The sequence below is a fragment of the Duganella sp. Dugasp78 genome (assembly GCF_059491455.1).
This window is the reverse complement of sequence record NZ_CP168506.1, coordinates 207,515-220,243: the sequence shown is the minus strand read 5'-3', so window position 1 is coordinate 220,243 and position 12,729 is coordinate 207,515. Positions and strand designations below refer to the sequence as shown.

At 62.4% G+C, this 12,729-nt stretch carries 10 protein-coding genes; 9 read left to right on the top strand and 1 reads right to left on the bottom strand.

Annotated elements, in window-relative coordinates; all coding sequences use genetic code 11:
* Nucleotides 1-33 precede the first annotated feature (33 nt).
* On the bottom strand, nt 34-747 hold the full coding sequence (gene ompA, locus ACEN9O_RS00945) for an outer membrane protein OmpA (RefSeq protein ID WP_495615798.1): 714 nt from the start codon (nt 745-747) through the stop codon (nt 34-36).
* Between the two features lie 435 nt (nt 748-1,182).
* Between ompA and gyrA the strand changes: the two genes are divergently transcribed.
* From gyrA to rpsA, 9 genes are all read left to right on the top strand, one after another.
* Nucleotides 1,183-3,828 carry a DNA gyrase subunit A gene (gene gyrA, locus ACEN9O_RS00940; RefSeq protein WP_495615797.1) on the top strand — a complete coding sequence of 882 codons (2,646 nt, stop codon included), beginning with the start codon at nt 1,183-1,185 and terminating at the stop codon, nt 3,826-3,828.
* 121 nt (nt 3,829-3,949) lie between these two features.
* A complete protein-coding gene (locus ACEN9O_RS00935; protein WP_495615796.1) occupies nt 3,950-4,486 on the top strand; it encodes a DUF2059 domain-containing protein in 537 nt (178 codons plus the stop codon).
* A gap of 10 nt (nt 4,487-4,496) precedes the next feature.
* On the top strand, nt 4,497-5,582 hold the full coding sequence (serC, locus tag ACEN9O_RS00930; RefSeq protein WP_495615795.1) for a 3-phosphoserine/phosphohydroxythreonine transaminase: 1,086 nt from the start codon (nt 4,497-4,499) through the stop codon (nt 5,580-5,582).
* 118 nt (nt 5,583-5,700) lie between these two features.
* A complete protein-coding gene (gene pheA, locus ACEN9O_RS00925) occupies nt 5,701-6,774 on the top strand; it encodes a prephenate dehydratase (RefSeq protein ID WP_495615794.1) in 1,074 nt (357 codons plus the stop codon).
* Nucleotides 6,775-6,798: 24 nt separating this feature from the next.
* On the top strand, nt 6,799-7,908 hold the full coding sequence (gene hisC, locus ACEN9O_RS00920) for a histidinol-phosphate transaminase (protein WP_495615793.1): 1,110 nt from the start codon (nt 6,799-6,801) through the stop codon (nt 7,906-7,908).
* Between the two features lie 5 nt (nt 7,909-7,913).
* A complete protein-coding gene (locus tag ACEN9O_RS00915; RefSeq protein ID WP_495618409.1) occupies nt 7,914-8,816 on the top strand; it encodes a prephenate dehydrogenase in 903 nt (300 codons plus the stop codon).
* 117 nt (nt 8,817-8,933) lie between these two features.
* Nucleotides 8,934-10,247 carry a 3-phosphoshikimate 1-carboxyvinyltransferase gene (gene aroA / locus ACEN9O_RS00910; protein ID WP_495615792.1) on the top strand — a complete coding sequence of 438 codons (1,314 nt, stop codon included), beginning with the start codon at nt 8,934-8,936 and terminating at the stop codon, nt 10,245-10,247.
* A gap of 23 nt (nt 10,248-10,270) precedes the next feature.
* Complete coding sequence (cmk, locus tag ACEN9O_RS00905; RefSeq protein ID WP_495615791.1) at nt 10,271-10,939, top strand: (d)CMP kinase; 669 nt, start codon at nt 10,271-10,273, stop codon at nt 10,937-10,939.
* Between the two features lie 105 nt (nt 10,940-11,044).
* The gene (rpsA, locus tag ACEN9O_RS00900; protein ID WP_020705490.1) at nt 11,045-12,724 is read left to right on the top strand and encodes a 30S ribosomal protein S1; all 1,680 of its coding nucleotides are present in this window, start codon (nt 11,045-11,047) and stop codon (nt 12,722-12,724) included.
* The last annotated feature ends 5 nt before the right edge of the window (nt 12,725-12,729 follow it).

Here is a 12,729-nt window from a genome sequence, read left to right as displayed (position 1 = left end):
CCGGAGCGGGGCTTCGAACTGCGGGACAAGCAATTACTTGCTGGTGCCGACTACTTCGATTTCTACGCGACGGTTCTTGGCGCGGCCTTCTGCAGTTTTGTTGTCTGCAACTGGCTGCTTCTCGCCTTTGCCTTCGGTGTACACGCGGTTAGCTTCAACGCCTTTGGAGATGATGTAGGCTTTGACGGCTTCAGCGCGGCGTACCGACAGCTTCTGGTTGTATTCATCGCTACCAACGGAGTCGGTGTGGCCGACGGCGATGATGACTTCCAGGTTGATCGAACCCAGTTTCGAGGTCACGTCGTCCAGTTTCGCCTTGCCTTCTGGTTTCAGAACGGCTTTGTCGAAGTCGAAGAACGCGTCGGCTGCGAAGCTGACTTTTTGTGCGGTAGGCACGGCAGCGGCTGGCTTAGGTGCCGGTGCTGGGGTTGGTGCTACTGGTGCTGGAGCGACTGGAGCGGCTGGAGCGACGCACTTGCCGTCAACCAGTTTCTCTGGCTCGGTGCACAGTGGCAGATCGCAACCTGGAACGGCATCGGCCGGGGTCCAGTAGCCGGTGCGCCAGCACAGGCCGAACGGGTCACGGGCGATGACGCCGCGTGCATCCTGAACATAGGCGCTCTTAGGGGTTGCCGCTTTGATGTCCTGGGTAACAGGCGCATATGGAGGAGCGGTAGGCGCGGTTTGGGCGATAGCCGAGCCGGCAAATGCGGCCGACACGGCCAACATCGAAATCAGTTTCTTCATATTTTTCTTCCTTTCGGGGGTGATATCCGCAGAAAAACTGCGCGACGTAGTAATACGTGGGGCGAATTCTACCACGCAGGGGCGTCGCGCCTGTCTCCCGATTGCGAAACGAGCAATTAACTTCTAATCCATTTTGCCACAAGCGATCTTTGGGCGTGAAAAGGGTCCAACACGACTCCTTTTTGATTCCGACCAAAATGTTGTTTTGTTGCAACGTGATTATCGATAATAATTGAGTAATGTGTCATGAATATTACATGGCGTTACAACGTGCCGGCCCTGCGGCGGCGGGGCGCGGCGCCGGAATTGTGCTGGTTGCTGTGCGCGCATGCTAAAATCGCACGCTTGCCTGTCCGTAGTGAGGGGCGCTAGAAATGCAGTAAGTGCGGCATACATTGCTTAATAAACCACAGTCAAAGATCAGTCGACCCGCCAATGGATCAATTCGCAAAAGAAACAATCCCTATTTCCCTCGAAGAAGAGATGCGCAAGAGCTACCTCGATTACGCCATGAGCGTGATCGTCGGCCGCGCCTTGCCGGACGTGCGCGACGGCCTCAAGCCGGTGCACCGCCGGGTCCTCTTCGCGATGCACGAAATGAACAACGTGTGGAATCGCCCTTACGTCAAATGCGCCCGTGTGGTGGGCGAGACGATGGGTAAGTACCACCCGCACGGCGACGCGTCGATCTACGACACGCTGGTTCGCATGGCGCAGGATTTCTCGCTGCGCTACATGCTGGTCGACGGCCAGGGCAACTTCGGCTCGGTCGACGGCGACGGCGCCGCGGCGATGCGTTACACCGAGTGCCGCCTGGACAAGATCTCCGCCGAGCTGCTGGCCGACATCGACAAGGAAACCGTCGACTTCCAGCCCAACTATGACGGCAAGGAAAAAGAACCGACGGTGCTGCCGACCCGCATCCCGAACCTGCTGATTAACGGCTCGTCCGGTATCGCGGTCGGCATGGCGACCAACATCCCGCCGCACAACCTGCACGAAGTGATCGCCGGCGCGCTGCACGTGCTGCGCAACCCGGCCTGCTCGATCGACGAGCTGATCGAACTGATCCCGGCGCCGGACTTCCCGACCGGCGGCACCATCTACGGCGTCTCCGGCGTGCGCGACGGTTACCGCACCGGCCGCGGCCGCGTGGTGATGCGCGCCAAGACCCACTACGAAGAGTACGGCAAGGACGGCGGCCGCACGGCCATCATCGTTGACGAGCTGCCGTACCAGGTCAACAAGAAATCGCTGCTGGAGCGCATCGCCGAAAACGTGCGCGACAAGAAGCTCGAAGGCATTTCCGACATCCGCGACGAGTCCGACAAGTCGGGCATGCGCGTGGTCATCGAGCTGAAGCGCGGCGAAGTGCCGGAAGTGGTGCTCAACAACCTGTACAAGCAAACCCAGTTGCAGGACACCTTCGGCATGAACATGGTGGCGCTGGTCGACGGCCAGCCGCGCCTGCTGAACCTGAAGGAAATGCTGAGCTGCTTCCTGTCGCACCGCCGCGAAGTGGTCACGCGCCGCACCGTGTTCGAGCTGCGCAAGGCGCGCGAGCGCGGCCACGTGCTGGAAGGCCTGGCCGTGGCGCTGGCCAACATCGATGATTTCATCGCCATCATCAAGGCCGCGCCGACCCCGCCGGTCGCGAAAACCGGCCTGATGGAACGCTCGTGGGATTCGTCGCTGGTGCGCGAGATGCTGGCCCGTACCGGCGAAGGCGGCACCGTGGGCGGCATCGACGCCTTCCGTCCGGAGCACCTGCCCAAGCACTACGGCATGCAGACCGACGGCATGTACAAGCTGTCCGACGACCAGGCGCAGGAAATCCTGCAGATGCGCCTGCAACGCCTGACCGGCCTGGAACAGGACAAGATCGTCAACGAGTACAAAGACGTGATGGCCGAAATCGCCGACCTGCTGGACATCCTGGCCAAGCCGGAACGCGTGACCACCATCATCACCGACGAGATGACCCACGTGGTCAACGAATTCGGCGACCCGCAGAAGGACCCGCGCCGCTCCAACATCGAGCACAACGCGACCGACCTGGGCACCGAAGACCTGATCACGCCGCAGGACATGGTGGTGACCCTGTCGCACACCGGCTATATGAAGGCGCAGCCGATTTCCGAGTACCGCGCGCAGAAGCGCGGCGGACGCGGCAAGCAGGCCATGGCGACCAAAGAGGAAGACTGGATCGACCAGCTGTTCATCGCCAACACGCACGACTACATCCTGTGCTTCTCCAACCGTGGCCGCATGTACTGGCTCAAGGTGTGGGAAGTGCCGCAAGGTTCGCGCAACTCGCGCGGCAAGCCTATCGTCAACATGTTCCCGCTGGCCGACAATGAGAAGATCACCGTTATCCTGCCGCTGTCCGGCGATAACCGCACCTTCCCCGAAGACCACTACGTGTTCATGTCGACCAGCCTGGGCACCGTGAAGAAGACGCCGCTGAAGGACTTCAGCAATCCACGCAAGGCCGGCATCATCGCGGTCGACCTCGACGAGGGCGACTTCCTGATCGGCGCCGCGCTGACCGACGGCCAGCACGACGTGATGCTGTTCTCCGACGCCGGCAAGGCGGTGCGCTTCGACGAGAACGATGTGCGTCCGATGGGCCGCAACGCCCGCGGCGTGCGCGGCATGAACCTGGACGAGGGCCAGCGCGTGATCGCGCTGCTGGTGGCGGAAAACGAGCAGCAGTCGGTGCTGACGGCAACCGAGAACGGCTTCGGCAAGCGTACCCCGATCACCGAGTACACCCGCCACGGCCGCGGCACCAAGGGCATGATCGCGATCCAGACCTCCGAGCGCAACGGCAAGGTGGTGGCGGCCACGCTGGTCGATTCGACCGACGAGATCATGCTGATCACCACCGGCGGCGTCCTGATCCGCACCCGCGTATCCGAGATCCGCGAGATGGGCCGCGCCACGCAAGGCGTGACCCTGATCGCGGTCGAAGACGGCACCAAGCTGTCCGGCCTGCAGCGCGTGGTGGAGACCGACATCGACGAAGTCGAGCTGGAACCGGGTCCTGATGCCAAGCCAGACGAAGCTCAAGCTGAGTAAGTCCTAGCACACACCGCCCGGACCCAGGTCCGGGGAGAGCGGGGTCAGGTTTATTGCGCGGATAAATGCGACAATAAGACTGGTCCCGCTTTTTATTTTTGAACGAACTTCCGAGACGACTATGAAAAAAATTGTAGCAAGTATCGTTACCGCCTTCGCCCTGGTTGGCGCTCCAGCCTTTGCGCAAGCCGACGCCGCCTCCACCGCGGCCGCGCGCGAGCTGTTCGAGGCGATGAACTACCGCACCATGATGACCGGCATCATGCAGCAGATGTCGCTGAATATCGGCCAGTCCATGCGCGCCGGCGCGGAAGCCGCCATCAAGAACAATCCGAAGACCACGGCCGAGCAGAAGGCGGCGGAAACGGCGAAGATGGAGGCCGAATTGCCGGCCGTCGTCGCCACGCTGCAAGGCGTGATCACCGACCCGGGGATGATCGAAGAAATCATGACCGAAAGCGTGCCGCTGTATGCGCGCACCTACAGCGCCGACGAACTGAAACAGATCACCGCCTTCTACCGCACGCCGATCGGCGCCAAGATGCTGGCCACCATGCCCAAGCTGACGGCTGAAGCCATGCAGATCGGCCAGCAGATCGCCACGCGCCGCATCGGCCCGGTGATGCAGAAGCTGCAGGAAAAACAAAACGCAAAATAAGGATCGCAACGTGACTCATATCTATAATTTTTCGGCCGGCCCCGCCGTATTGCCGAAGGAAGTGCTGGCGCAAGCCGCTGCCGAAATGCTGGACTGGCATGGCAGCGGCATGTCCGTCATGGAGATGAGCCACCGCGGACCGGAGTTTATTTCGATTTACAAGGCAGCCGAGCGCGATCTGCGCGAGCTGCTGGCAGTACCGGACAATTACAAGATCTTGTTCATGCAGGGCGGCGGACTGTCGCAGAACGCCCTGATCCCGCTGAACCTCGTCGGCCACAAGCCGCAGCCAGCGACCATCGATTTCATCCACACCGGTTCGTGGTCGGGCAAATCCATCAAGGAAGCCGCCAAGTACGCCAACGTGAACGTCGCCGCCTCGTCGATGACGTCGGTGCCGCCGCAGTCGGAGTGGAAGCTCACGCCCGGCGCCGCCTACCTGCACATGTGCACTAACGAGACCATCGACGGCATCGAGTTCGATTTCGACGCCGGCGTGCCGGCGCCGCAGGAGGGCGTGCTGCTGGTGGCCGACATGTCCTCGCACATCCTGTCGCGCCGCGTCGACGTGTCGAAGTACGGCGTGATCTTCGCCGGCGCGCAGAAGAACATCGGCCCGGCCGGCGTCACCATCGTCATCGTGCGCGAGGACCTGCTGGGCAAGGCGCTGCCGGCCTGCCCGTCGGCGTTCGACTTCAAGCTGGTGGCCGGCAACGAATCGATGTACAACACGCCGCCCACCTACGGCATCTACATCGCCGGCCTGGTGTTCCAGTGGCTGAAACAGCAGGGCGGCGTGGCCGAGATGGAGAAGCGCGCCATCGCCAAGGCCAAGCTGCTGTACGACGCGCTCGACGCCAGCGATTTTTATGAAACCCGCGTAGCGAAAGCCAACCGCTCGCGCATGAACGTTCCCTTCTACCTGAAGGATGAAAGCAAGAACGAAGCATTCCTGGCCGGCGCCAAAGCGCGCGGCCTGCTGCAACTGAAGGGCCACAAGTCCGTCGGCGGTATGCGCGCATCGATCTACAACGCGATGCCGATTGAAGGTGTGCAAGCCCTGGTCGACTACCTGAACGAATTCGCCAGACTATGATTGAGCCCCAACGTCAAACCCGGCCAGGCGGGGTCTGTCCCCGTGCGGGGACAGACCCCTGGTCGCCGCAGTGCGGGTTAAACTGTGCCGCGGACGTCAGCAGATAAATACGCCAACTATGACCGATAAACTTACCCCCCTGCGCGAGCAGATCGACGCCATCGATGCGCAGATCCTCGACCTGTTGAACCAGCGCGCCAAAGTGGCGCAGCAAGTCGGCCACGTCAAGGCCGAGACCAACGCCCCGGTGTTCCGTCCCGAACGCGAGGCGCAGGTGCTGCGCGGCGTGGCAGAGCGCAATCCCGGCCCGATGGGCGACACCGAGCTGCAAACCATCTGGCGCGAGATCATGTCCGCCTGCCGCTCGCTGGAGAAGCGCGTCACCATCGCCTTCCTCGGCCCGGCCGGCACCTACACCGAGCAGGCCGCGTACCAGCAGTTCGGCACCGCCGTCGACGTGCTGCCTTGCTCGTCGATCGACGAGGTGTTCCGCGCCACCGAGGCCGGCACCGCCGAATTCGGCGTGGTGCCGGTCGAGAACTCGACCGAAGGCGCCATCGGCCGCACGCTCGACCTGCTGCTGCATACGCCGCTGTCGATCAGCGGCGAGGTGTCGCTGGCGGTGCGCCACAGCCTGCTGACGGGCACCGGCAATATGGACGGCGTCACCGCCATCTGCGCCCACGCGCAGGCGCTGGCGCAGTGCCAGATCTGGCTGAACAATAACTACCCCGAGATCGAACGCCGCGCCGTGTCGTCCAACGCCGAGGCGGCGCGCATGGCGCGCGACGACCACAGCATCGCCGCCATCGCCGGCGAGCGCGCCGGCGTGCGCTACAGCCTGGGCACGGTCAAGGCCAACATCCAGGACGACCCGCACAACCGCACCCGCTTCGCCGTGATCGGCCAGCTGCAGGCCGGCCCGTCGGGCCAGGACCGCACCTCGCTGGCGCTGGCCGCGCCGCACAAGGCGGGTTCGATCTACCGCCTGCTTGGTTCGCTGGCCCAGCACAACGTGTCGATGACGCGCTTCGAATCACGTCCGGCCCGCACCGGCACGTGGGAATACTACTTCTACGTCGACGTCGAAGGCCATGTGCAGGACGCCGGCGTGGCCAAGGCGCTGGAAGAATTGCAAAGCAATGCGGCCTTCTTCAAGGTGCTGGGTTCCTACCCGGTCAGCCTGACTTAATCGTTTATTCAATAGAGAGAGACCATGTCCAAGAACTACGGCCCGGAATACGTCCGCGCCATCGCTCCTTACCAAGCCGGTAAACCGATTGCGGAAGTCGCGCGCGAATTCGGCCTCGATGAAGCGGCCATCGTCAAACTGGCGTCGAACGAGAACCCGTTCGGCGTGCCGCCGTCGGCAGTGCAGGCGATGACCGCCGCCGCCGCGGACCTGGGCCGCTACCCGGACGCCAACGGTTTCGACCTGAAGGGCGCGCTGTCCAAGCGCTACGACGTGCCGGCCGATTGGATCACGCTGGGCAACGGCAGCAACGACATCCTGGAAATCGCCGCCCACGCCTTCGTCGAGCGCGGCCAGTCGGTGGTGTATGCGCAGTACTCGTTCGCCGTGTACGCGCTGGCGACGCAGGGCGTCGGCGCGCGCCACATCGTGGTGCCGGCCAAGGACTACGGTCACGACCTGCCGGCCATGCTGGCCGCGATCCAGGAAGACACCCGCCTGGTCTTCATCGCCAACCCGAACAACCCGACCGGCACCTTCATCCCGGCCGCCGACATCCAGGCCTTCCTGGACAAGGTGCCGGCCAACGTGGTGGTGGTGCTGGACGAGGCCTACAACGAATTCCTGGCCGAGGAAAACCAGTTCGAATCGGCTTCGTGGGTCAAGAAGTATCCCAACCTGCTGGTCTCGCGCACCTTCTCCAAGGCCTATGGCCTGGCCGGTCTGCGCGTGGGATTCGGCATCGCCCAGCCGGCGCTGACGGACCTGATGAACCGCATCCGCCAGCCGTTCAACGTCAACTCGATGGCGCAGGCAGCGGCCATCGCCGCGCTGAACGACAAGGCCTTCCTGGAGCAGAGCGCCAGCAACAACGCCGCCGGCTACCAGCAGTTCACCGAAGCGTTCGACAAACTGGGCCTGCAATACGTGCCGTCGTACGGTAATTTCGTGCTGGTCAAGGTCGGCGACGACGTGGGCGCCGGCGCGCGCGTCAACCTGGCGCTGCTGAAGCAGGGCGTGATCGTGCGTCCGGTCGGTAACTACGGCTTGCCGGAGTGGCTGCGCGTCTCGATCGGCCTGCCGCAGGAGAACGCGGTGCTGATCGCGGCATTGACCAAGGCACTGGCGCAATAATGCCCATGTTGAACAAGGTCGTCATCTTTGGCGTGGGCCTGATCGGCGGATCGTTTGCACGGTCGCTGAAGAAGGTCGGCGCCGTCGGCAGCGTGGTCGGCATGGGGCGGTCCGCCGCCTCGCTGAAGCGCGCGCAGGAGTTGGGCATCATCGACGTCATCGGCGGTGACATGCGTGAGGCGCTGGACGGCGCCGATCTGGTGCTGCTGGCGGCGCCGGTGGCGCAGACCGAGGCGATCTTGGCGGCGATTGCGCCGCATCTGCAGCCGGGTACCGTGGTCACCGACGCGGGCAGCACCAAGTCCGACGTGGTGGCATCGGCGCGGCGCGCGCTGGGCGGCAAGATCGGCCAGTTCGTGCCGGGCCATCCGATCGCCGGCCGCGAGACCAATGGTCCCGAGGCGGCGATCGATGATCTGTACGTCGGCAAGAAGGTGGTGCTGACGGCATTGGATGAAAATCCGGCGCAGGATGTCGAGCGTGTGGCCGCCGCGTGGCGCGCCTGCGATGCGATCATCCATCGTTTGACGCCGCAAGAACATGACAAGGTGTTTGCCGCCGTAAGCCATTTGCCGCATTTGCTGGCGTATGCGCTGGTGGACGACATCGCGAACAAACCGCATGCAGATTTACTGTTCCAGTATGCGGCCAGCGGCTTCCGCGATTTCACAAGGATCGCGGGATCGTCGCCCGAAATGTGGCGCGACATTAGCCTGGCCAACCAGTCGGCATTGTTGACGGAGCTGGATTCTTATCTGGCACAATTGACGGGCCTGCGCGCCCGTCTGGCCGCCGGTGACGGGGCAGGGCTGGAGAGCGTGTACGGCAACGCCCAGCGCGCCCGCCACCAGTGGATTACAGCGATCGAGGCGGCCGAGGCGCCGCCGTCGCAGGACAAGGCAGATTAACAGGAGGCCGCAACGCCGTCGTTCCCGCGAAAGCGGGAATCCATACTGAGCTAGCGTTCTATGGGCCCCCGCGTTCGCGAGGGCGACGGTTTTGGGGCCGCCGCATAAGGAAACAGTATGACCCACGAATTTATCGATCTTCCAACAGTCGCCCACGTGCAGGGCGCCGTGCGCCTGCCGGGTTCCAAATCCATCTCCAACCGCATCCTGCTGTTGTCGGCGCTGTCGCAGGGCGACGTCGCCATCGTCGACCTGCTGGCCTCCGACGATACCGCCGTCATGCTGGCCGCGCTGCGCTCCCTCGGCGTGCAGTGGACCGAAGAGAAAACCGCCACCGGCACCATCCACCACGTCAAGGGCGTGGCCGGCGTGCTGCCGAACAAATCGGCCGATCTCTTCATGGGCAACGCCGGCACCGCGATCCGTCCGCTGACCGCCGCGCTGGCCGTGATCGGTGGCGACTACACGCTGCACGGCGTGCCGCGCATGCACGAGCGTCCGATCGGCGACCTGGTCGACGCGCTGAACGCCGCCGGCACCAACGTCGAATACACCGGCAACCCGGGCTTCCCGCCGCTGCACATCAAGCAGGGCAAGATCCACGCGCAGCGCCTGTCGGTGCGCGGCGACGTGTCGAGCCAGTTCCTGACCGCGCTGCTGATGGTGGCGCCGCTGATGGCGCGCGAACACGCCATCAGCATCGACGTGGTCGGCGAGCTGATCTCCAAGCCCTACATCGAAATCACGCTGAACCTGATCCGCCGCTTTGGCGTGACGGTCGAGCAGAACGGCTGGGAGTCGTTCACCATCCAGCCCGGCCAGGTCTACCAGTCGCCGGGCACCATCCACGTTGAAGGCGATGCCTCGTCGGCCTCCTACTTCCTGGCGGCAGGCGCCATCGCCGGCGGTCCGGTACGGGTCGAAGGCGTGGGCAAGGACAGCATCCAGGGCGACGTGCGCTTCGCGGCCGCGCTGGAGCAGATGGGCGTGCAGATCACCATGGGCGACAACTGGATCGAAGCCAAATCGAACGGCGTGCTGAAAGCCATCGACGCCGACTTCAACCACATCCCCGACGCCGCCATGACCATCGCCATCGCCGCGCTGTACGCCGACGGCACCAGCACGCTGCGCAACATCGCCAGCTGGCGCGTCAAGGAAACCGACCGCATCGCCGCCATGGCCACCGAGCTGCGCAAGGTCGGCGCGATCGTGGAGGAGGGCGTCGACTACATCAAGGTCACGCCGCCGGCCGTGATCACGCCTGCTACCATCGATACCTATGACGATCACCGCATGGCGATGTGCTTCTCGCTGGTGTCGCTGGACGGCGCGGCGCGCAAGGGCAATGTCATGCGCATCAACGATCCCAAATGTGTCGGCAAGACCTTCCCCGAGTACTTCGCGGCATTTGCAGCGATAGCAAAATAAGCAAAATTAGCAAAGTGAATTAAATGGTAACTTCCCCAATTCCAGTCATCGCCATCGACGGCCCTACCGCATCCGGCAAGGGCACCGTCGCGCACCGCGTCGCCGATAAGCTCGGCTTCCACTACCTGGATTCGGGTGCTCTGTACCGTTTGACGGCGCTGTCGGCCATCCGCCGCGGCACCGATCTGACCGACGAGCACGCCCTGGCCAAGCTGGCCGAGCATCTGCAATGCAGTTTCCAGGGCGGCGACATCATCCTGTCGCACGAAAACGTCACCGAGGCCATCCGTGCCGAAGAGGTCGGCAACACCGCTTCAAAAATAGCAACCTTTCACGCGGTGCGCCACGCGCTGCTGGGGCTGCAGCTGGGTTTCCGCAAGGCGCCCGGCGTGGTGGCCGACGGCCGCGACATGGGTTCGGTGATCTTCCCGAACGCCGTGCTGAAGGTGTTTTTGACCGCCAGTGTGGCGGCCCGTGCCGAACGTCGCTATAAGCAATTGATTGGCAAAGGAATTTCTGCTAATATGGAAGACCTACTGATGGATTTGCAGGCGCGGGACGACCGGGATACAAACCGGGCCATCGCGCCGCTGGTCCCCGCAGAGGGGGCGCATGTGCTCGATACCTCGAATTTGACCGCTGACGAAGCGGTCGCCCAGGTGTTGCAGTGGTATGCGGCCATCGGTAAATAGCTGGTGTTGCGGTCGCTCTGATGGCCGCAACGTTTATTAACCCTAACCCAACTGAAGTCGCATATCGCGAGCCTTGTTGGTAACCTGGAAGTTACAATGTCTAATATGGAAAGTTTTGCAGCCCTCTTCGAAGAATCCCTGTCGCGTCAAGACATGCGTTCGGGCGAAGTGATCTCGGCTGAAGTCGTTCGTCTGGATCACAACTTCGTGATCGTCAACGCCGGCCTGAAATCGGAAGCATTCATCCCAGTTGAAGAATTCAAGAACGACCACGGCGAACTGGAAGTCAAAGTAGGCGACTTCGTTTCCGTGGCGATCGAATCGCTCGAAAACGGTTTCGGCGATACCATCCTGTCGCGCGACAAAGCCAAGCGTCTGGCTTCGTGGCTGGCACTGGAAAAAGCAATGGAATCGGGCGAAATCGTCGTCGGTACCGTCAATGGTAAAGTCAAGGGCGGCCTGACCGTTCTGACCAACGGCATCCGCGCGTTCCTGCCAGGCTCCCTGGTTGACACCCGTCCAGTGAAAGACACCACCCCATTCGAAGGCAAGACCCTCGAATTCAAAGTGATCAAGCTGGATCGCAAGCGTAACAACGTGGTTCTGTCCCGCCGCGCCGTCATCGAAGCTTCGATGGGCGAAGAGCGTCAGAAACTGATGGAAACCCTGAAAGAAGGCACCGTGGTGACCGGCGTCGTCAAAAACATCACCGACTACGGCGCGTTCGTGGATCTGGGCGGTATCGACGGCCTGCTGCACATCACCGACCTGGCATGGCGTCGTGTGCGTCACCCATCGGAAGTGCTGACCGTTGGCCAGGAAATCACCGCCAAGGTCCTGAAGTACGATCAAGAGAAGAACCGTGTGTCCCTGGGCGTTAAGCAACTGGGCGACGATCCTTGGACCGGTCTGTCCCGTCGTTACCCACAGAGCACCCGCCTGTTCGGTAAAGTCACCAACCTGACCGACTACGGCGCGTTCGTTGAAGTGGAACAAGGCATCGAAGGCCTGGTACACGTTTCCGAAATGGACTGGACCAACAAAAACGTCGCTCCAAACAAAGTTGTCCAGCTGGGCGACGAAGTTGAAGTGATGGTTCTGGAAATCGACGAAGAGCGTCGCCGTATTTCGCTGGGCATGAAACAGTGCAAAGCAAATCCATGGGATGACTTCGGCGTGACCCACAAGAAGGGCGATAAAGTCCGTGGCGCGATCAAATCGATCACCGACTTCGGCGTGTTCATCGGCCTGGCCGGCAACATCGACGGCCTGGTACACCTGTCCGACCTGTCCTGGACCGAAACCGGCGAAGAAGCCGTGCGTCGCTTCAAGAAAGGTGACGAACTGGAAGCCATCGTTCTGGCCATCGACGTTGAGCGCGAGCGCGTTTCCCTGGGCGTCAAGCAACTGGAAGGCGACCCATTCAACAACTTCGCAGCCATGAACGACAAGGGCGCGCTGGTCACCGGCACCGTTAAATCGGTTGAGCCTAAAGGCGCCGTGATCCAACTGTCCGAAGAAGTTGAAGGCTACCTGCGTGCATCCGAAATCTCCCGCGACCGCGTGGAAGATGCCGGTACCCACCTGAAGGTTGGCGATTCCGTGGAAGCCCTGGTCATCAACATCGATCGCAAAGCGCGCAGCATCCAGCTGTCGATCAAAGCGAAAGACAACGTCGAGACCCAGGAAGCCATGCAGAAGATGGCAGCGACCGACAACAACGCAGCTTCGGGCACCACCAGCCTGGGCGCGCTGTTGAAAGCCAAGTTCGATAACAAGAACTAAGAACT